This is a genomic window from Burkholderia sp. AU33803 (assembly GCF_002223095.1).
Lineage (GTDB): Bacteria > Pseudomonadota > Gammaproteobacteria > Burkholderiales > Burkholderiaceae > Burkholderia.
In genome coordinates, this window is sequence record NZ_NKFJ01000006.1 from 1,924,319 (window position 1) to 1,945,171 (window position 20,853).

11 protein-coding genes are annotated in these 20,853 nt (G+C 68.1%); 6 read left to right on the forward strand and 5 right to left on the reverse strand.

Features of this window, described 5'->3' with window-relative positions:
- Positions 1–283: 283 nt before the first annotated feature.
- Together CFB41_RS25910 and pbpC are read left to right on the forward strand one after the other, a co-directional pair.
- A complete protein-coding gene (locus CFB41_RS25910) occupies positions 284–6,346 on the forward strand; it encodes an alpha-2-macroglobulin (RefSeq protein ID WP_089458413.1) in 6,063 nt (2,020 codons plus the stop codon).
- Between the two features lie 10 nt (positions 6,347–6,356).
- A complete protein-coding gene (gene pbpC, locus CFB41_RS25915) occupies positions 6,357–8,588 on the forward strand; it encodes a penicillin-binding protein 1C (RefSeq protein WP_089458414.1) in 2,232 nt (743 codons plus the stop codon).
- A 31-nt stretch (positions 8,589–8,619) separates the two neighbouring features.
- On the opposite strand, the gene CFB41_RS25920 is transcribed toward pbpC, so the two are convergent.
- Positions 8,620–9,252, reverse strand: coding sequence for a LemA family protein (locus tag CFB41_RS25920; protein ID WP_089458415.1), 633 nt, complete (start codon positions 9,250–9,252; stop codon positions 8,620–8,622).
- A gap of 79 nt (positions 9,253–9,331) precedes the next feature.
- Positions 9,332–10,696: a YgcG family protein gene (locus tag CFB41_RS25925; protein ID WP_179250164.1), complete on the reverse strand. Its 1,365-nt coding sequence runs from the start codon at positions 10,694–10,696 to the stop codon at positions 9,332–9,334.
- Between the two features lie 214 nt (positions 10,697–10,910).
- Between CFB41_RS25925 and CFB41_RS25930 the strand changes: the two genes are divergently transcribed.
- The gene (locus CFB41_RS25930; protein ID WP_089458417.1) at positions 10,911–11,600 is read left to right on the forward strand and encodes a hypothetical protein; all 690 of its coding nucleotides are present in this window, start codon (positions 10,911–10,913) and stop codon (positions 11,598–11,600) included.
- A gap of 46 nt (positions 11,601–11,646) precedes the next feature.
- Here the strand turns inward: CFB41_RS25930 and CFB41_RS25935 are convergent, their stop codons facing one another.
- Complete coding sequence (locus tag CFB41_RS25935; RefSeq protein ID WP_089458418.1) at positions 11,647–12,168, reverse strand: GNAT family N-acetyltransferase; 522 nt, start codon at positions 12,166–12,168, stop codon at positions 11,647–11,649.
- A 21-nt stretch (positions 12,169–12,189) separates the two neighbouring features.
- Entirely contained in the window at positions 12,190–13,443 is a 1,254-nt protein-coding gene (locus CFB41_RS25940) for a multidrug effflux MFS transporter (RefSeq protein ID WP_089442260.1), read from the reverse strand.
- A gap of 297 nt (positions 13,444–13,740) precedes the next feature.
- On the opposite strand from CFB41_RS25940, the gene CFB41_RS25945 reads away from it, so the two are divergent.
- Positions 13,741–14,280, forward strand: a complete 540-nt coding sequence (locus tag CFB41_RS25945) for a hypothetical protein (RefSeq protein WP_089458419.1) — start codon at positions 13,741–13,743, stop codon at positions 14,278–14,280.
- Between the two features lie 75 nt (positions 14,281–14,355).
- Here CFB41_RS25945 and CFB41_RS25950 read toward each other — a convergent pair whose 3' ends face one another.
- Complete coding sequence (locus CFB41_RS25950) at positions 14,356–15,252, reverse strand: glutamate/aspartate ABC transporter substrate-binding protein (protein ID WP_089458420.1); 897 nt, start codon at positions 15,250–15,252, stop codon at positions 14,356–14,358.
- 422 nt (positions 15,253–15,674) lie between these two features.
- Here CFB41_RS25950 and CFB41_RS25955 point away from each other — a divergent pair, with 422 nt between their 5' ends.
- Together CFB41_RS25955 and mgtA are read left to right on the forward strand one after the other, a co-directional pair.
- On the forward strand, positions 15,675–17,321 hold the full coding sequence (locus CFB41_RS25955; RefSeq protein WP_089458421.1) for a S8 family peptidase: 1,647 nt from the start codon (positions 15,675–15,677) through the stop codon (positions 17,319–17,321).
- A gap of 720 nt (positions 17,322–18,041) precedes the next feature.
- Entirely contained in the window at positions 18,042–20,807 is a 2,766-nt protein-coding gene (gene mgtA, locus CFB41_RS25970; protein WP_089442254.1) for a magnesium-translocating P-type ATPase, read from the forward strand.
- Positions 20,808–20,853: the final 46 nt, after the last annotated feature.

Below are 20,853 nucleotides of genomic sequence, written 5' to 3' on the forward strand. Positions count from 1 at the left end.
GATTCGGGAAAACCACGCTTGATATTTCTCAAACATTGGCGCGGACCTGAAATGTACGCGCACAAATCGGATCGAACAATCTTTTTATAGTCCATTAAATGTTCCGCAATCCGAGACAATCGACATTTCGCTGCATTTTTGTGTCGTTGACGCGACAAATCTGCGGCACGCACCCCAGTGTCGCACGCCGACGACACACTGTGCAGTGCGATGCGCGCGCAGGTCGGTCGGTTAGAATCGCGTGCAATCAAACAGAAAGCTTCCCTCCGAGGGCAATCGAGCGATGAAGCAGCACGACAAACAGAACAACGCAAAACGAACCGACCACACCACCCGGCTGCTCTGGCGCATCGGCGCCGTCGCGGCGCTCGGCGGCGCCACGGCGCTGTCGCTGCATGCGGGCGCGGCGCGCACGGTGAGCGTGTCGCCGCAAGGCACCGTCACCGAAGTCCGGCAGACGGTCGTCAAGTTCGACGAACCGATGGTCGCGTTCGGCTCGGCCTCCGCGCCGAATCCCGCACGCGTGACCTGCAACGATTCCACCGCCGCGCGCGGCCAGGGGCACTGGCTCGACGACAAGACCTGGGCTTACGATTTCGAAAACGACCTGCCGCCCGGCGTGCGCTGCTCGGTCGCGCTCAACGACACGTTGCGCTCGGTCGCCGGCAACGCGGCCAGCGGCCCGCGCCGCTTCACGTTCCAGACGGGCGGCCCGTTCCCGGTGAACGTGCGCCCCGGCTCGCGCGAGATCGAGGAACGGCAGATGTTCGTGCTGAAGCTGAACGGCCCGGCCGAACCGCGTTCGGCGCTCGCGAACATCTGGTGCGAAGCCGCCGGCATCGGCAACCGCATTCCCGTCACGGCCGCCGACGACGATGCGCGCAACGCACTGCTCGATCACTTCGGTCTGAAGAAGGATGCCGCGCGCGTGCTGACGCTGTCGTGCGCGCAGGCCCTGCCGGCGAGCGCGAAGATGCAGCTCGTGTACGGCAAGGGCGTCACGAGCCCGAGCGGCATTCCGAACGAAACGGAGCGCCGCTTCGACTTCACCGTGCGCGCCCCGTTCGCCGCGAGCTTCTCGTGCGAACGCGAGAATGCGAAGGCGCCCTGCACGCCGCTGCGCCCGCTCACGCTGTCGTTCAACGCGCCGATCTCGCGCAAGAACGCCGAGGCGATCAAGCTGCGCGGCCCTGACGGAACGCTCGCGCCGACCTTCGCGGCCGACGACAAGAGCGAGGAAGTCACCACCGTCACGTTCAACCCACCGCTGCCCGAACAGGCCGCCCTCACGATCGAACTGCCGTCGGGCCTGCGCGACGTGACCGACCGGCCGCTGTCGAACGCCGACCTGTTCCCGCTCGCGACGCGCACCGCGCCGATGCCGCCGCTCGCGAAATTTTCGTCGGGCACCTTCGGGATCGTCGAGCGCTTCGCCGAACCCGATTCGCCCGCGCTCGTGCCCGTCACGCTGCGCAACGTCGAGGCCGACCTGCATATCGACGGCCTCAACACCCAGGGCGCGCAGTTCTCGAACCTGAAGGTCGACGACGACACCGCGATCCGCCAGTGGATGCGCACGGTCGACCGCTTCGACAACTGGTCGATGACGGCCGGCTCGATCGACCGCCAGATTCCCGGCCTGCTCGAACGCAAGGGCCAGCATCCCGTGTACGTGCCGCGCGAAGCCGGCGAAAAGGCGCCCGCGCCGAAGGATCGCCGCATCGACGTGCGCTCGCTGACGCTGCTCAAGGGCCAGCCCGGCGTGCAGGCGCTGACGCTGCCGAAGGCGGACCCGAAGGCGCTGCGCCCGTTCGAAGTCGTCGGCGTGCCGATCGACAAGCCCGGCTTCTACGTGCTCGAACTCGCGTCGCCCGCGCTCGGCCGCTCGCTGCTCGCGAAGCCGTCGAGCATGTACGTGCGCACCACGGTGCTCGTCACCAACCTCGGCGTGCACCTGAAACAGGGCCGCGAAAACAACCTCGTGTGGGTCACGACGCTCGACAAGGGCAAGCCCGTGCCGAACGCGCAGATCCGCGTGTCGGACTGCAACGGCGACGAAATCGCGTCCGGCAAGACCGATGCGCAGGGCCTGCTGAAGATCGACGGCGCGTTCGAATCGAAGCGCGCCTGCAGCTCGTCCGATTCGGAGCAACGCTTCGACGACTACTTCGTGTCGGCCCGCGTGAACGATCCGAAGACGGGCCCCGACATGGCGTTCGTCAGCTCGGGCTGGAACCGCGGAATCGAATCGTGGCGCTTCAACGTGCCGACCGACACGGACAGCGCACGCACCGTGCGCGCGCATACGGTCTTCGACCGCACGCTGCTGCGCGCCGGCGAAACCGTGTCGATGAAGCATTTCATCCGGGCCGAGACGCTGCAGAGCCTCGCGTTCCCGTCGCAATATCCGACGCGCGCGACGATCCGCCATCTCGGCACGGGTCAGACCTACAAGCTGCCGCTCACGTGGGCAGCCGATCACAGCGCGGACACGCAGTTCACGCTGCCGGCCGCCGCGAAGCTCGGCGAATACAGCGTCGAGCTCGAAGGCGGCCCGGAAGACGCACCGACCGCCACCTATTACAGCGGCAGCTTCCGCGTCGAGGCGTTCCGCCTGCCCGTGCTGAAGGGCTCGATCGGCGCGCGCGACGCGCAGAAGAGCCCGCTCGTCGCCGTCAAGGAAGCACCGCTCGCGGTGCAGATCGACTACGTGTCGGGCGGCGGCGCATCGAACCTGCCGGTGCAGGTGTCGGCGCTGATGAAGTGGGCGTCGCCGCCGTTCGCGGATCGCTTCGAGGACTTCGGCTTCACGCCGTATCGCCCCGAAGCGAGCGACGGCAACGCCGACGACGATTCGCAGGACGGCGACAACGCATCGACGTCGAACAACGATCCCGACGCGACCAAGCTGATCGCCGACAAGCTGCCGCTGACGCTCGACCGCAACGGCGCGGGCTCGGTCACGCTCAAGGGTCTGCCCGACGTCGACGCGCCGAAGCGCATCGCGCTCGAAGCGACGTTCGCCGACCCGAACGGAGAAGTGCAGACGATTCGCGGCGACACGATCCTGTGGCCGGCTGCCGTCGTGGCCGGCATCAAGGCGGGCCGCTGGGTATCGGTCGGCCAGCGCGTGCCCGTGCAGGCCCTGGCGGTCGACCTGCAAGGCAAGCCGCGTGCGTCCGTGCCGATCGAGATCAAGGGCATCGCGCGCATCACAACGTCGTCGCGCAAGCGGATGGTCGGCGGCTTCTATGCGTACGACAACAAGAGCGACACGCGCGACCTCGGCGTGCTGTGCTCGGGCAAGACCGACGACAAGGGCCGCATGGCCTGCGACGCGACGCTCGAACAGGCCGGCAACGTGCAGCTGATCGCGGTCGCCAAGGACGGCGACGGCCGCACGTCGAACGCGTCGACGTCGGTGTGGGTCACGCGCGAGGACGAACTCTGGTTCGGCGGCGACAACACCGACCGGATCGACGTGATCCCCGAGAAAACCGCGTACGAACCGGGCGAAACCGCCCGCTTCCAGGTACGCATGCCGTTCCGCTACGCCACCGCGCTGGTCGCGGTCGAACGCGGCGGCGTGATGGAAACGCACATCGTCGAGCTGAACGGCAAGAACCCGACGGTCGACCTGAAGGTCGGCGAATCGTGGGGGCCGAACGTCTACGTGTCGGTGCTCGCGCTGCGCGGCCGGATTCGCGAGGTGCCGTGGTACTCGTTCTTCACGTGGGGCTGGAAGGCGCCGGTCGAATGGGCGCGCGCGTTCTGGCGCGAGGGCCGTCACTATGAAGCGCCGACCGCGTTCGTCGACCTGTCGAAGCCGGCGTTCCGCTACGGTCTCGGCGAAATCAAGGTCGGCACCGGCGTGCACCGCCTCGGCGTGACCGTGACGACCGACGCGACGCGCTACACGGTGCGCAGCAAGGCGCAGGCGCACGTGAAGGTCACGCTGCCGAACGGCCAGCCCGCGCCGGCCGGCACGCAGATCGCGGTCGCGGCCGTCGATGAAGCGCTGCTCGAACTGATGCCGAACAACAGCTGGGACCTGCTCGATGCGATGCTGCGGCGACGCGCGTACGGCGTCGAGACATCCACGGCACAGATGGAAATCGTGGGCCGCCGCCACTTCGGCCGCAAGGCCGTGCCTGCGGGCGGTGGTGGCGGCAGCGCGCCGACGCGCGAGCTGTTCGACACGCTGCTGCTGTGGAATCCGCGCGTGACGCTGGATGCCAACGGCAGCGCGACCGTCGAGGTGCCGCTGAACGACGCGCTCACGCGCTTCCGGATCGTCGCGATCGCGGCGGTCGGCCCCGACCGCTTCGGCACCGGCAGCACGTCGATCCGCAGCACGCAGGATCTGCAGCTGATCTCCGGCCTGCCGCCGCTCGTGCGCGAAGGCGACGCGTTCCGCGCGCAGGTCACGCTGCGCAACACGACCGACCGCGCGATGCAGGTCGTCGTGACGCCGCGCGTGACGGGCCTCGACGTCGCGCCGCAAACCGTCTCGCTCGCGGCCAACACGGCCACCGAGGTCGCGTGGACGATCACCGTGCCCGAGCAGGCGCTCGACGCGGCCGGTGCGCTGAACTGGCGCATCGAAGCGGCCGAGCAAGGCGGCAAACGTGCGGCCGACGCGCTGGCGGTCGCGCAGAAGGTCGTGCCCGCGCTGCCGGTCACGGTCCAGCAGGCGACGCTCGCGCAAGTCGACGGCACGCTGACGGTGCCGATCGCCTCCCCGGCCGGCGCCGCGAACAACGCGCAAGGCCTGCCGCGCGGCGGCATCGCCGTGTCGCTGCAGTCGAAGCTCGCCGACGGGCTGCCCGGCGTGAAACGCTGGTTCGAGCGCTATCCGTACCGCTGCCTCGAACAGCAGACGTCGCGCGCGATCGGCCTGCGCGACCCCGCGCAATGGCAGGCGCTGATCGCACGCATGCCCGTCTATCTCGACAGCGACGGGCTCGCGAGCTACTTCCCGCCGTCGTCCGACGATTCGCATGCCGGCAGCGCGACGCTGTCGTCGTACCTGCTCGTGGTGTCCGACGAAGCGAGCCGTCTCGACCCGCGCTTCGCGCTGCCGGAAGACCTGCGCTCGCAGCTCGAGGCCGGGCTCGCGCGCTTCATCGACGGCCGCCTCGAGCGCAACCCGTGGGCGCCGCGCCAGGACCGCGACCTGCGCAAGCTGGCCGCGATCGAGGCGCTGTCGCGCTACGGCGCCGCGCAGGGCCGCATGCTCGGCTCGATCGAGATCGCGCCGAACCAGTGGCCGACTTCCGCGGTGATCGACTATCACGCGATCCTGACGCGCGTGAAGGACATCCCGCAACGCGACGAGAAGCGCGCGCAGGTCGAACAGATCCTGCGGGCACGCCTGACGTACCAGGGCACGCAGCTCGTGTTCTCGACCGCCCGCGACGACGACCTGTGGTGGCTGATGACCAGCAACGAGACCAACGCGGCACGGCTCGCGCTGGAATTCGCCGGCGACCCGGCGTGGAAGGACGAGATGCCGCGCGTGACGGCCGGCCTGCTCGCACTGCAGCGCCAGGGCGCATGGCAGACCACGACGTCGAACGCGCTCGGCCTGCTCGCGGTCGAGCGCTTCTCGCGCACCTACGAGAGCACGCCGGTGGCCGGCGCGACGAAGGTCGCGCTCGGCGGCGACGCGCGCACGATCTCGTGGTCGCAGGCGTCGGCCCCCGCGTCCACGCCCGCCGACACGCCGGCGTCGGCCACCCCGGCCACCCCGGCCACCCGCGCCGCCGCGGCCCGCAGCGTGATGCTGCCGTGGCCGCGCGCGTCGCAGGCGCCGGCCACGCTGTCGGTCACGCAGGACGGCACGGGCCGCCCGTGGGCCACGATCGAAAGCCTCGCGGCGGTGCCGCTGCGTGCGCCGTTCGCGGCCGGCTACCGGATCACGAAGACCGTCACACCCGTGTCGCCCGCCGTCAAGGGCGTGCTGACGCGCGGCGACGTCGTGCGCGTGCATCTCGACATCGATGCGCAGAGCGACATGACGTGGGTCGTCGTCAACGATCCGGTGCCGGCCGGTTCGACGATCCTCGGTTCGGGCCTCGGCCGCGACTCCGAAGCCGCGACCCAGGGCGAGAAGACGCCGGACGGCGCGTGGCCGGTGTTCATCGAGCGCGACTTCGACGGCTACCGCGCGTACTACGACTATCTGCCGAAGGGCAAATTCTCGGTCGAGTACACGGTGCGGCTGAACAACGTCGGCACGTTCGGGCTGCCGCCGACGCGTGTCGAGGCGCTGTACGCGCCGTCCGTGTACGGCCTGTGGCCGAACCCGCCGATGACCGTGAAAGCGGCCGAAGCGGGCAAGTAACGAGCAAGCGATGATCGATCAGGGTTTGCCGCGGCCGGCGCGTTTCGCCGGCCGCGTATTCGTTGCCATCGTGCTGGCCGCCCCGCTCGTCGCGCATGCGCTGCCGAGCTACGACGAAGTGCGCCGCAACTGGCGCAGCTCCGACTGGGTGCTGCTCGCACGCGACGGCACGCCGCTGCAGCGTACGCGCGTCGACCTCACCGAACGGCGCGGCGACTGGGTGTCGCTCGCCGACGTGTCGCCCGCGTTTCGCGAAGCGATCGTCGTGTCCGAAGACAAGCGCTTTTATGAACACAGCGGCGTCGACTGGCGCGGCATCGCCGGCGCCGCGTGGGGCAACCTGTGGAACGAGCGCACGCGCGGCGCGTCGACCGTCACGATGCAGCTCGCCGGGCTGCTCAGCGATTCGCCGCGCCGCTCGGGCCAGCGCTCGCTGCCGCAGAAAGCGTCGCAGGCGGTCAACGCGCTGCTGCTCGAACGCGGCTGGCGCAAGGACCAGGTGCTCGAGGCATACCTGAACCTCGTGCCGTTCCGCGGCGAGACGATCGGCCTTGCCGCGCTGTCGAAGGTGCTCTTCGGCAAGGCGCCGTCGGGCCTCGATGCCCGCGAAGCCGCGATCGCCGCCGCGCTCGTGCGCGCCCCCAATGCAACCTCCGCGAAAGTCGCCGAGCGCGCGTGCCGGATCCTGCGCGACATGCATGCCGAGCAGGCCTGCGCGTCGCTCGACGGCTACGTGCAGCTCGTCATCGCGCGCCCGGCCAGCGCCGCGCGCGACGACGGCGCCGCCCTCGCTCCGCACTTCGCGCGACGCATCGCGGCCGAGGTCCGGCCAACGGCCGGCGCGCAGATACGCACGACCCTCGATGCGCCGCTGCAGCGCTTCGCGCGCGACACGCTGGTGCGCGCGCTGACCGAACTCAACGCGCCCGCGCACCGGCGCAACGTGCAGGACGGCGCGGTCGTCGTGATCGACAACGCGACCGGCGAGATTCGCGCGTGGGTCGGATCGTCCGGCGCACTGTCGGGCGCACGCGACGTCGATGCCGTGCTCGCGCCGCGCCAGGCCGGCTCGACGCTCAAGCCGTTCCTGTATGCGCAGGCGATCGACGAGAAACGGCTGACGGCCGCGTCGCTGCTCGACGATGCGCCGATCAACCTCGCCGCCGGGGGCGGCCTCTACATTCCGCAGAACTACGACAAGGATTTCAAGGGCTGGGTGAGCGTGCGCAGCGCGCTCGGCGGCTCGCTGAACGTGCCGGCCGTGCGCACGCTCGTGCTCGTCACGCCGCACCGCTTCGCGCGCACGCTGACCGCGCTCGGCCTGCCGCTCGCGCAGGAAGGCGATTACTACGGCTTCAGTCTCGCGCTCGGCAGCGCGGACGTCACGCTGCTGTCGCTGACCAACGCGTATCGCGCGCTCGCGAACGGCGGCGTTGCCCGCAAGGTCGTCGACCGGCCCGCACCGGCAGCCGGCGCGTCGGCCACTGCGCAAGCGACCGACGGCACGCGCGTGTTCAGCGACGCGGCCAGCTTCGTCGTGACCGACATCCTCTCCGACAACAACGCGCGCGTGCGCACGTTCGGCTTCGACAATCCGCTCGCGACGCGCTTCTTCTCGGCGGTCAAGACCGGCACCAGCAAGGACATGCGCGACAACTGGACCGTCGGCTTCACGTCGCGTTATACGGTCGGCGTGTGGGTCGGCAATGCGGACGGCTCGCCGATGTGGGACGTGTCGGGCGTCACGGGTGCGTCGCCGGTGTGGTCGGCCGTCGTCGGCTACCTGCACCGCGACCAGCCGAGCCGTGTGCCGCGCGCGCCGGCCGGCGTCGAGACGCGCCGCATCACGTTCGAACGCGATATCGAACCGTCGCGCAACGAGTGGTTCGTCGCGGGAACGGCGGTCGACACGATCCGGCTCGCCGCTCCCGTCACGCCGGGCAAGGACGGTGCGCGTGCGCCGCTGACGATCGGCACGCCAACCGACGGCACGATCTTCGCGATCGATCCGGACATTCCGCCGAAGAACCAGCGGATCTGGTTCGAGCGCTCGGCCGGACGCGCGACGAAGTTCGCGTGGCGGCTCGACGACAAGGTAATCGGGCATGCCGATCACGTCGCGTGGATGCCGTGGCCGGGCCGGCACCGGCTCGAGCTCGTCGATGCGCGCGGCAACGTGGCCGATACGATCAGCTTCGAGGTGCGCGGCGCATTCGCGAAGGCGGCTGCGCGCAAGCCCTGAACACGTGAATACGTGAATGCGTGAGCCGGCCTTACTCGCCGGCGACCTTCGCCTTCGGCGACTGCGACTGCGGCTGCGCGGAGAAATCGAGCGCCGGCGCGGTCGAGATCGCCGCTTCGTTCGCGACGCCGAAATTCGGGCGCGGCTGGTAGCCGAAGATCTTCGCGATCACGACGCCCGGGAACTGACGGATCTGCACGTTGTAATGCTGCACGGTCTTGATGTAGCGGCCGCGCGCGACCGCGATGCGGTTTTCCGTACCTTCGAGCTGCGTCTGCAGATCACGAAACGCTTCGTTCGCCTTCAGTTCCGGGTAGCGTTCGGACACCACCATCAACCGGCTCAGCGCCCCCGACAGCTCGCCCTGCCGCTGGTCGAACGCCGCGAGCGCGGCCGGATCCTTCGCCATCTCCGGCGTCATCTGCATGCTACCCACGCGCGCACGGGCCGACGCCACCTCGGTCAGCACGCGCTCCTCGTGCGACGCATAGCCCTTCACCGACGCGGCGAGGTTCGGCACGAGATCGGCCCGTCGCTGGTACTGGTTCAGCACTTCGGACCACGCGGCATTGATATCCTCGTCAGACGACTGGATCGCGTTGTAGCCGCACCCCGCGAGCGGAGCGAGCACGCAGCACACGAGCAGGATTCGAAACCATTTCATCGTCGGTTGTTTCCGGTTGAACGCTCCGGACGGAGCGAAGGGTAAAGAGAATCATTCGCGCGGATGGGTCGCGTGGCACCTACCAGCGGCCCGATGCGCCACCGCCACCGCTCGAACCGCCGCCGCCGCGGAACGAATCGGAGCTCGAGCTCGAGCGCGAGTTCGACGACGGCCACTTGAAGCCTGACGACGAAGACGAGGAAGACGAGCCGCTCCAGCCGAATAGCTTGTCCAGGATGATGCCGATCACCATCAGCACGCAGAAAACCGTCAGCAGGACCTCACCGGGCGAATAGCCCATCGCATGCCCGATCGCGATCAATACCGCCAACGTCCCGCCGATGATCGCCGTGTATCTGCGGATGCGCACGGAACGAACGACGCCGATGCCGAGCAGGCACGCCCCTGCGCCGATGCTCGTCGGAACGAGCATCAACGCCCCAAGGATCGCTTCCAGGCTGCCCTCGAAGATCGCCCCTACGGGCAGCATCACGATCGGCACGATCGTCGCGACGAGATAGCTGGCCGGGACCGTCACCTGCCAGCGCAGCTTGCGCCACTCGGTCGCGACGCCCAGCGCGAGGTTGGCGAGCGCGAGCAGGAGCCAGAACGTGAAGCTGCCGTGATCGATCGGCTCCTTCTCCAGCAGCCCGTTCGACTGCCGCCTTTCCGCGCCGCTCGCGTCGAGGTTGCCGGCCACGTCATTCTGCTGCGCAGGCGTCTCCGGCGGCGTCATCTCGCGCACCAGTGCGTCGAGCGCATCGCTGACGCCGGCCTCGATGCGGTTCTCGCGGAAAGCCGGCACGATGCGCTCGCGGATAATCCGCCCAGCCACGATGTCCGGCACCGCGCCTTCCAGGCCGTAGCCGACCTCGATCCGCACGGTGCGGTCGTTCAGCGCGGCGACGAGCAGCATGCCGTTGTCGATCTTGCTCTCGCCGAGACGCCATTTGTCGAACACGTCGGTCGCGAACTGCTCGATCGTCGACTGGCCGGTCGAGCCGACCAGCAGGACCGCCATCTGCACGCCGAGGCGGCGCTCGAGATCGGCGAGGCGGTCGGTCAGTTCCGCGGCGCATGCGGCGCTCAGCGCGCCGGCCGTGTCCGTCACGCGCCCTTGTAGCCGCGGTGGTGATTCGGGTTTGGCTGCAATGGGATAGGTCGTTGCGGCGGCCACGTGCCCGCACGCCGACGATACTTCGGCTATCGGCACGCCGGCCGCGTTGGCGGCATCGTCGTCGGTCGGCGCCGCGAAAGCCGCGCCATGGACGAGCGCGATGCCCGCCAGCACGGCGACCACCGCACATTTCGCGTTGCTGCCAAGGCGGGCCGTACCGTGCGCACGTGCGGGCGGTGCATCGTTTCGGGTCGGGCCGGCCGACGATCCCGGATCGCCCTCGCCATCCGGCGGGCACGGCCGGCCCGTCTGTCGTTTCAGGTTCATGTCGGAAACGGCGCACCGGCTCCATCGGGAACGGCGCATTCTCTCGTCGTTTTCAATCGTCCCGCAGCATAACCAATTATGAAAGGAACTGAAAGGTTTCCGGCCGGACCGGCAAACCGGCAAGCAGCGCGCGGATCCGCAATCTAGAATGACGTGACAGCGCCGCTGCCCCGGGCGCGCACCGGCTGCCCCTTTCTTCCGGACACCCGCCACCATGAACGATCGCCTTCCGCGCTCCATCCGCCCCGCGCTCGGCACGCTCTGCCTCGCCACCCTCACGACGCTTCAGGCGTGCAACGGCGATGCGTGCTTCGGTGTGGATGCCTGCTTCAACAACAACACGCAGACGGTCGCGCTTTCCGGCACGGCCGCGACGGGCGGCGCGCTCGCCAGCGCGCAGGTAACGGTCAGTTGCGCGGCAGGGTCGGCAACAACGCTGACGGATGGCGGCGGCAACTACAACGTGACGGTCAATGCGGCGCTGCCGTGCGTGATCACGGTAACGTCGGGCGGCACGAGCCTGCATTCGCTCGCATACGCGGGCGGCACGTTCAACACGACGCCCGAGACCGAACTGCTGCTGGTCTATCTCGCCGCCCAGCTCGGCACGAACACGGCCACGTTGATCGGCAATTTCCAGGGGAATTCGCGCTACCAGCAGGCGATGAACAGCGCGAACACCGTCCAGGCCGCGCAATCGGCCGTGGTAACGAATCTGCAGCAGCGCTATTCGGTGGCGCTCACCGCGCCGGCGTTCCTGACGACATCGTTCACGGTCGGGCAACCGGGTGTCGACAGCGATCTCGCCGCACTCGCGAAAGCCGGTGCAATCGACTCGAACGGGATGCCGGACGCGGCGGCCGTTTCGCTGCTGACGCAGGCCGGCGCGGCGCATCCGCTATAAGCGACCGGTGGCGGGAAGAAGATCGCCCGGTATCGGATGTCGGCCGTCAGGCGCGCGCTTCGGGCTCGCCGTCGGCCAGCAGCGCCCACCGTTCGTGGTCGCGCCATTCGCCGCCGATGCGCAGATAACGCGGCGAAAACCCCTCTTTCGTGAAACCGAGCCGCCGAACCAGCGCAATCGACGCGTGATTCCCGGGCTGGATGTTCGCTTCGAGCCGATGCAGCCCGAGTTCGCCGAACGCGATGCCGATCGCCGCGCGCAGGGCTTCGGTCATCAGTCCCGTACGGCTGAATTCCACCATCCCGTAGTACCCGAGGTATGCGCTCTGGAACACGCCGCCGACGATCTCGTTGAGGTTCACCACGCCGACCACCGCCCCGGACGTGCGTTCGCGCGCGACGAGGCCGACGTTCGGCCCCGTCAGGCAGCGGCCGAACCACTGGTCGAAACCCGCCTGGTCGGTGAACGAATCGACCCACGGCAGATGGTGGCTCCGGCTCGCGCGATTGGCGGCGACCAGGTCGGCGGCGTCGGTTTGGGCGACGCGGTTCAGCAGGATCGGGCTCATGGCCCGGTCGACAGGTGGCACTTACGCGGCCTCCCCACGCCCGCACACGACGGGCGCGGCCTGGGCCTGCTGCTGCGACAGGTACCGCAACAGCTTGGTGACCATCCACACGACGATGCACGACAGCACGACGAAGAACACCGCGAGCGGCGTCAGCACGTGAATCGACACGAAGCCGGCCAGCCCCATCATCGCGGACGACACCAGCAGCAGCGCACATCCGAGGATCGCGCTCGTCAGGCCGGCGATATGCGGAAACAGCGAATTGCCCTTGGCCATCAGCGTCGGATACATCGCGCCCGCGCAGAAGCCCATCACGAGCACCGGCGTCGCGAGCGTCCAGACGCGCAGCCCGACGGTCAGCGCCAGCACCAGCATCGCGACCGACGCGCCGGCCATCACGCGCGCGCCGATGCGCAGCCGTTGCTCGGCGCTCGGCAATCCGTGCCCGTGAATCCGGTTCGACAGGCCGCCGAGGAAATACATCAGCCCGATCCCGAGCGCGAGATAGCCGAAGAAGGTCGGCGGCTTGTGCAGCGTGGTCTGCACCATGAACGGCCCGACGATGTTGAACACGAGCAGGATGCTGTAGCACAGCCCCTGTGCGAGGAAGCAGCTCTGGAACACCGGGCTCGCCAGCACCTTGCCCGCGTTCGCCATCAGCGTGCGCGGCTCGAGATGCACGGGCTTCGGCAAGGTTTCGCGGTAACGCCACAGCAGCGCCCACATCACCAGCGAGTACACGAGCAGGAACACGAGGCACGCACGCCAGCCGAACCATTCCTGCAGGTGCGCGCCGATCACCGGTGCGACGATCGGCGCGAGCCCCCACGCGATCGACATGTACGTGAACGCGTGCATCAGCGCCTGGCCGGAGAACGAATCGGTGATGATCGCCTTCGCGAGCAGGTTGGTGGTCGCGATCCCGAAGCCCTGCAGGCAGCGCGCGAGCACGAACGTCTCCAGGTTCTGCGCGCCGAGCGACAGCAGGCAGCCGATCGTGTAGATCACGAGCCCGAACGCGAGCACGCGCTTGCGCCCGTAGGCATCGGCCACCGGCCCGAAAATCAGCTGGCCGAGCGCGTAGGCCGCCATATAGCCGGACACGCTCGACTGGATCGCCTGCGGCGTGGTGGCGAACGAACGTGCCATGTCGGGCAGCGCGGGCACGTAGATGTCGATTGCGAGCTGGCCGGCGGACGCGAACAGGCAGATCAGGAACAGCAGGAAACGCGGCGAGTTCGACTCGCGCGCCGGAGTGAGCGTGGCGTTCATGACGACGGGGAAGGAGGTCGGGCAGCAGCGGCGCAGCCGTGCGATGTTCGAGTGGCGAACACGCGTGCGCCGTGGCGAATCCCGTATTGTGCCCGTTGTCGCGCCACGCAGCCGGATTCCCCTGGCGAGGACGAGGTTGAATGCCGATTGCGCAGCGTCCCGACATGCGCTGACCGGGCCGGCCGGCGGCGGTTTTAATGTTGATTTAAGCCGACGGCGGCATTGTCCCGGATGGCTCACTCCGTGAGCCGCACGTCATTGTTGATTCGATCAGTCTCGTTTGATGGAGATACGAAGATGCGATTCCGTTCGTATATGGCGGCGGGCGCGCTGGCGCTGGCGCCCGTGTTCGCCCTGGCCGGGCAGGCCGGCGCGGCGGCCGCCCAACCGATGTTCGTCAACGTCGACGGGCAGGCCGTGCCCGTGAAAGCCGAAACGCGCGTCGTCCAGACGGCCGTCGGCCCGATGAAGGTCAGCACGTGGAGCTGGCACAGCCCGCAAGGCGGCGCGAGCTTCGAGATGCAGACGTCGTCGTCGGACGGCCTGCCGCCCGCCGCAGCGTTGCGGCACATGCAGGCCGTGCAGTACCGGATGCAGGCGGCCCAGGCGCAGATGGTCGCGATGCAGCAGCAGATGATGGCGCTCCAGCACATCGCGCTCGCCAATGCGTTCGCGATGCCGATGCCGCAGCCCGTCGGCTTCGCGATGGCGCCGTGGGCCGTGCCCGAGCCGGTGCTCGTCATCGTGCCGGCGCAGCCGTCGGTGCGTTCGACGGCCCCGGCAACGCCGGCCGCCCCGGCCGCCCCCGCCGCGCGCGGCCCGGAAATCAAGGCCTGACACGCTTCGCGCCGCTCGTCGCGGCGCGCTCGAACCGCCGGCATACGCCGGCGGTTTTTCATGGCGACGGCCGAATCAATACTGCGCCTGATCCGTCGGATTCCTGAACAGCTGCTTCATCTCCGCCGACAGCGGATAGTCGAGGCTCACGCCCTTGGGCGGAATCGGCTGCGTGAACCACTGGTTGTAGAGCTTCTCGGCCGCGCCCGACGTCTGCATCTTCGCGATCACGCCGTCGACCACGTGCTTGAACGCCGGATCGTCCCTGCGCATCATGCACGCGTAGTTCTCGTGGACGAGCGGCGTGCCCGTCACCGTGTACGCGCCCGGGTTGCGGTCCTTCGCGATCTCGCCGTACAGCAGCGGCTCGTCCATCACGAACGCCACCGCGCGCCCGGTCGTGACGTTCATGAACGCTTCGGCATGATCCTTCGCGCTGATGATCGTCATGTTCATCGCCTTCTCTTCGTTGAGCTTGCGCAGCAGGCGCTCGTCCGACGTGCCGGCCGTCGTCGCGACCGTCTTGCCGGCCAGGTCCGCGAAGTCCTTCACGCCGGAATCCTTGCGCGTGCTGAAGCGGATGCCATAAAGAAAGATGCTGTTCGAGAACGCAGCCTGCTTCTGCCGTTCGAGCGTGTTCGTCGTCGATCCGCATTCGAAATCGATCGTCCCGTTCTGCAACAGCGGAATCCGGTTCTGCGACGTGATCGGGATTTCCTTCACGACGAGGTTCGGCGCGTTCAGCTCCGTCTTCAACTGGTCGATGATGCGCGACGCGATGTCCCGCGAATAGCCGATGTTCTTCTGCTGGTTGTCCGAATACGAGAACGGCACCGACGATTCGCGAATGCCCAGCGACACCACGCCCGTGTCCTTGATCTTCTTCAGCGTGCCGGTGAGGGCCTGCGCGTGCGCGGCGCCCGCCAGCGCACAGGACAGCGTAACGGCCAGCCAGCGTAAGCGGCGATCCATGCCTTTCTCCTGACGAAACGTTGATCGAATCGCGATCGTACGCCCGACAAAATTCGCGTCGCATCAGGGAAAGCGTAATCAACCTTCCGGCGCGGCCGCGCCGTGAAAGATGTTTTCCGTACCGCGCAAACGAGCCCGCGCCGCATATGTCGCCCGACCGGCCGCGCACGGACTCGCGCGACCTTCTGTGCCACGCGTTCCAAACACGCGTTCATGCTGCAACGCAGCAACGTAATCGTTTGCGCCCGCCCCGGTTTTTCTCGTGAAACGCACTCAAGAAGCCGCCGCGCTGGCCGTTACCCAGTGCATGGCGCGTCGCAGCAACCTGGCTGCAACCGTCAGACAAAACAAGACAAGGTCCGGGTCAGCCGGACCAGCGCCACCGCCGGCACGACGGTTATCTACGAGGATCGAGTTTCAACATGAGAACCAAGCGTTTCAATCTTGCGCTGGCGCGCTCCGCACATGCGCGCATGCTCGCCGGCATGCTGTCCGCCGCCGCCCTCCTGCCCCTCGCCGGTTGCGGCGGTGGAGGCGGCGGCGACGGCAGCAACCCGTCTTCTTCCAACGCAGCGCCTGCCCCAGCACCGTCGCCCGCACCCTCCAATCCCACGGCCCCTCCCGCGTCTTCCGGCAGCAATGCGTGCACGACGCAGCAAGCCGCCGTGCAGATGGCCGCGCAAACCGCGCCGACCGAACCGCCGATCGACCACCTGATCGTCAAGCTGAAGACGCTGACGGCCACGCGCGCGATGGCGGCCATCGACAACGGGACGCGGCTCGACGCGGTGATCCAGCGCTCGCTGACGCGCTGGACGGCGCCGGTCGCCGGCAGCGCACGTGCGTATGCGAGCACGGTCGGGCAATCGCCGGTGAACATGCAGGTCGAACGGACGATCTCGAACGGCGCGAGCGTGCTGTCGCTCGGCCAGCGCATGGCCGCCACCGACGCCGCCGCGCTCGCGCAGGCATTCGCAGCCGATTCGGACGTCGACTACGCGGAACCGGATCATCCGATGCAGATCCGCGACACGCCGAGCGACCCGCTCTACAGCCAGCAGTGGTACCTGTCCGACCCGACCGCCGGGATCAACCTGCCGCCCGCGTGGAGCGTGACCAAGGGTTCGCCGACCGTCGTCACGGCCGTGCTCGACACGGGCTACCGGCCGCACGCCGACCTCGTCGGCAACCTGCTGTCCGGCTACAGCTTCATCAGCAACGTCAACACGAGCAACAACGGCCTGACCCGCAGCTCTGACGCAACCGACCCGGGTGACTGGGTCACGCAGCAGGAGCTCGACAACGTTAACGGTCCGTACTATCACTGCGCGAGCCAGCCGAGCGACAGCAGCTGGCACGGCACCCGCGTGATGGGCGTGATCGGCGCGACCGCCAACAACGGCACCGGCATCGCCGGCGTGTCGTGGCTCGGCCAGATCCTGCCGGTGCGCGTGCTCGGCAAGTGCGGCGGCACGACGAGCGACATCGCCGACGGGATGCGCTGGGCCGCCGGCATCGCGGTGAACGGCGTGCCGAACAACCCGCGCCCCGCGAAGGTCATCAACCTGAGCCTCGGTGGTATCGGCGCGTGCAGCACGACGTTCCAGCAGGCCATCGACGACGTGACCGCGAAGGGCGTGACCGTCGTCGTCGCGGCCGGCAACGACGGCCTGTCGACCGGGCTCGACCAGCCCGCGAACTGCCGCGGCGTGATCAGCGTCGGCGCAACCGACGCGACCGGCCGCCGCGCGTCGTTCAGCAACTTCGGCCCCGATGTCTCGCTGAGCGCACCGGGCGTCAACATCCTGTCGACGTCGAATACCGGCACGACGACCCCGGGCTCGGACACCTACGGCCTCGCGAACGGCACCAGCCTCGCCACGCCGCAAGTGACGGGGGTTGCCGCGCTGATGTTGTCGGTGAACGGCAACCTCACGCCCGCGCAGATCCAGCAGAAGCTGCAGGGCGGCACGCGCACGGCCAAGCTCGCGGCCGGCACGTCGTGCACCGCGATGCCGGCGGGCTCGGGCATCCTCGATGCAGGGGCCGCGGTCGCATCGGCCCACTGATACGCCCCCTTTGCCTCGCTCCGGCCGCGCGCATGCCGATCGTGCATGCGCGCGGCCGTTTCATTGGCGTCGATCCGACGGCGCGCCGCGCACCCATCGCCCCGATTACATTTCTCGAAATAACGACTGACAAAAGGGTTGACGCTTCGCACAGCGACCCATTACCATCGCTCCCGTCTAATTACATGGAGTGTTCTGTGAACACCGATGCGAGTTGTAGTTGGTCCTCGACCAACTTGACTGCTGCCTGAGGAAAACGCGCAGAGCCTCGTCTTCTGCCGCATCCCGGGAAGCAGGATGCGGCGTCCTTCCGGCCTGACTTGACTGGCCAGATCTCCCGCCGAATTTTCATGGTTGTCGAATGCACGCGATGCGCCGTCGCGCGCGTGCGTTCGTGTTGCGCGCAGCGTCAGCCGCGTGCGCCTTCCGTTCGCGTGCCGTCCGGCCGCGCGCCTTCGCGCGTGCGTCGCCGTCGATCGCCCGTGCCGACTATCCGCAACCGACAGGAGTGCTGATGAACTCAGACGACAGTAGTCGATTACCGCTCGCCGGTGCGACGCTGCGCACCGCCCCTCCGGCCGCACCGCACGCGCCGGCGAGCGTTCCCGCCTTCACCGATCCACAGCCGATCGCGCCTGACGCGACGCGGCGGGGAGCGCTCGTGCGTCGATAACGTCACGGTCGCTCCCCGCCCGCCGCCTCGTGCGCAAGGAGCGACTCATGACGACACGACACAACACATCGCACAAGAAACAGCGCGGCTTCATCAAGGCCGGCGGCGCCCAGCAAAACGATCCGCGCATCATGCGCGCCGCGCAGGAAGCGGCCCGTCCACTCGAAGACACGCTGAAGTCACTGAACACCAGCACGCGCGGCCTCACCTACGACCAGGCCGCCGACCGCCTGCAGCACTACGGCCCGAACGAAATCGCGCACGACAAGCCGCCGCACTGGACCCGCCAGTTGCTGCTCTCGTTCCACAACCCGTTCGTCTACGTGCTGCTGGTACTCGCCGCCATCAGCTTCTTCACCGACGTCTACTTCGCCGCGCCCGACGATCGCGACTACGTCGGCATGACGATCCTGCTGACGATGGTCACGATCAGCGCGCTGCTGCGCTTCGTGCAGGAATTCCGTTCGCTGCGCGCGGCCGAGAAGCTCAAGGCGATGGTCCGCACGACGGCCACCGTGCAGCGTGCCATGACCGACACGTCCGAGCCGACACGCCGCGAGGTGCCGATGCGCGAAGTCGTGGCCGGCGACATCGTGCACCTGTCGGCCGGCGACATGATCCCGGCGGACGTGCGCCTGCTCGCGTCGCGCGACCTGTTCATCAGCCAGGCCGTGCTGACCGGCGAGGCGCTGCCCGTCGAGAAGTACGACACGCTCGGCGCGGTCGCCGGCAAATCCGCCAGCACGCGCGCGGCCGACTCCGCGACCGATACGTCGGCATCGCTGCTCGATCTCGAGAACGTCTGCTTCATGGGCACCAACGTCGTCAGCGGCACGGCGACGGCCGTCGTCGTCGCGACCGGCGAGGACACCTACTTCGGCTCGCTCGCGCGCAACGTCGTGAGCCACAAGCGCATCGAGACGAGCTTCGACCGCGGCGTCGCGAGCGTGAGCTGGCTGCTGATCAAGTTCATGTTCGTGATGGTGCCGATCGTGTTCATGATCAACGGGCTGACCAAGGGCGACTGGCTGAGCGCGCTCACGTTCGCCCTCGCGGTGGCCGTGGGCCTCACGCCCGAGATGCTGCCGATGATCGTCAGCGCGAACCTCGCGCGCGGCGCGGTTGCGATGGCGCGCCGCAAGGTCGTCGTCAAGCGGCTGAACTCGGTGCAGAACTTCGGCGCGATGGACGTGCTGTGCACCGACAAGACCGGCACGCTCACGCAGGACAAGATCATCCTCGAACATCACCTCGACCTGTCGGGCTACAAGGACGAGGAAATCCTGCGGCTCGGCTGGCTGAACAGCTTCCACCAGAGCGGCCAGAAGAACCTGATCGACATCGCGGTCGTCGCGCGTGCCGACGAGATCGGCGAGCGCGTGAAGCCGCAGGGCTACAAGAAGATCGACGAACTGCCGTTCGACTTCGTGCGGCGCCGCCTGTCGGTCGTCGTCGAGGACACGCGCGGCACGCACCTGCTGATCTGCAAGGGCGCGGTCGAGGAAATGCTGGCCGTCTCCACGCACGTGCAGGATGAGGACGGCGTGCGCCCGCTCGACTTCGTCGCGCGCAAGCGGCTGCTCGAACAGGCCAGCGCCTACAACGAGGACGGCTTCCGCGTGCTCGTGCTCGCCACGCGTGCGATCCCGCGCGGCGACGAGCGCCAGCAGTACCGCACCGCCGACGAACGCGACCTCGTCGTGCGCGGCTTCCTGACCTTCCTCGATCCGCCGAAGGAATCGGCCGCGCCGGCGCTCGCCGCGCTGCGCGAAAACGGCGTCGCAGTGAAGGTGCTGACGGGCGACAACCCGATCGTCACGATGAAGGTGTGCCGCCAGGTCGGCCTCGAACCCGGCAAGCCGATGCTCGGCACGGAAATCGAAGCGCTCGACGACGCGACGCTCGCGGAAGTCGTCGAACGCACGACCGTGTTCGCGAAGCTCACGCCGCTGCAGAAGGCGCGCATCGTCAAGGCGCTGCAGGCGAACGGCCACACGGTCGGCTTCCTCGGCGACGGCATCAACGATGCGCCCGCGCTGCGCGATGCCGACGTCGGCATCTCGGTCGACAGCGGCGCCGACATCGCGAAGGAAACCGCCGACATCATCCTGCTCGAAAAGAGCCTGATGGTGCTCGAGGAAGGCGTGATCAAGGGCCGCGAGACGTTCGGCAACATCCTGAAGTACCTGAACATGACGGCCAGCTCGAACTTCGGCAACGTGTTCTCGGTGCTCGTCGCCAGCGCGTTCCTGCCGTGGGAGCCGATGCTCGCGACGCAGCTGCTCGTGCTGAACCTGATCTACGACACGTCGCAGATGCTGCTGCCGTGGGACAAGATGGATCCCGAGTTCCTGAAGAAGCCGCGCAAGTGGGAAGCCGGCAACATCAGCCGCTTCATGCTGTGGGTCGGGCCGACGTCGTCGGTGTTCGACATCACGACGTACATCCTGATGTGGACCGTGTTCGGCGCGGGTGCGATGTATCACCTGAACGGCGGCACCGGCGGCCAGATCGTGATGAACTCGGGCTGGTTCATCGAGAGCCTGGTATCGCAGACGCTCGTCGTGCACCTGCTGCGCACGCAGAAGATCCCGTTCCTGCAGAGCACGGCCGCGCTGCCGGTGCTGCTGTCGACGTTCACCGCGATCGCGATCGGCTGCTGGCTGCCGTTCTCGCCGTTCGCCGAATCGCTCGGCTTCATGCACCTGCCGGGCACCTTCTGGCTGTGGCTCGCCGCGACGATGGTCGGCTACATCCTGCTCGCGCAGATCGTCAAGACGATCTACGTGCGCCGCTACAAGCAGTGGTTCTGAGCGTCCCCGCTTGAAGGCGTCGTGCCGGCCCGCGCCATCCGCGCGG

Coding starts and splice junctions, on each gene's coding strand:
- CFB41_RS25910 (WP_089458413.1), top strand. CDS start 284: ATGAAGCAGCACGACAAACAGAACAACGCAAAACGAACCGACCACACC.
- pbpC (WP_089458414.1), top strand. CDS start 6,357: ATGATCGATCAGGGTTTGCCGCGGCCGGCGCGTTTCGCCGGCCGCGTA.
- CFB41_RS25920 (WP_089458415.1), bottom strand. CDS start 9,252: ATGAAATGGTTTCGAATCCTGCTCGTGTGCTGCGTGCTCGCTCCGCTC.
- CFB41_RS25925 (WP_179250164.1), bottom strand. CDS start 10,696: ATGAACCTGAAACGACAGACGGGCCGGCCGTGCCCGCCGGATGGCGAG.
- CFB41_RS25930 (WP_089458417.1), top strand. CDS start 10,911: ATGAACGATCGCCTTCCGCGCTCCATCCGCCCCGCGCTCGGCACGCTC.
- CFB41_RS25935 (WP_089458418.1), bottom strand. CDS start 12,168: ATGAGCCCGATCCTGCTGAACCGCGTCGCCCAAACCGACGCCGCCGAC.
- CFB41_RS25940 (WP_089442260.1), bottom strand. CDS start 13,443: ATGAACGCCACGCTCACTCCGGCGCGCGAGTCGAACTCGCCGCGTTTC.
- CFB41_RS25945 (WP_089458419.1), top strand. CDS start 13,741: ATGCGATTCCGTTCGTATATGGCGGCGGGCGCGCTGGCGCTGGCGCCC.
- CFB41_RS25950 (WP_089458420.1), bottom strand. CDS start 15,252: ATGGATCGCCGCTTACGCTGGCTGGCCGTTACGCTGTCCTGTGCGCTG.
- CFB41_RS25955 (WP_089458421.1), top strand. CDS start 15,675: ATGAGAACCAAGCGTTTCAATCTTGCGCTGGCGCGCTCCGCACATGCG.
- mgtA (WP_089442254.1), top strand. CDS start 18,042: ATGACGACACGACACAACACATCGCACAAGAAACAGCGCGGCTTCATC.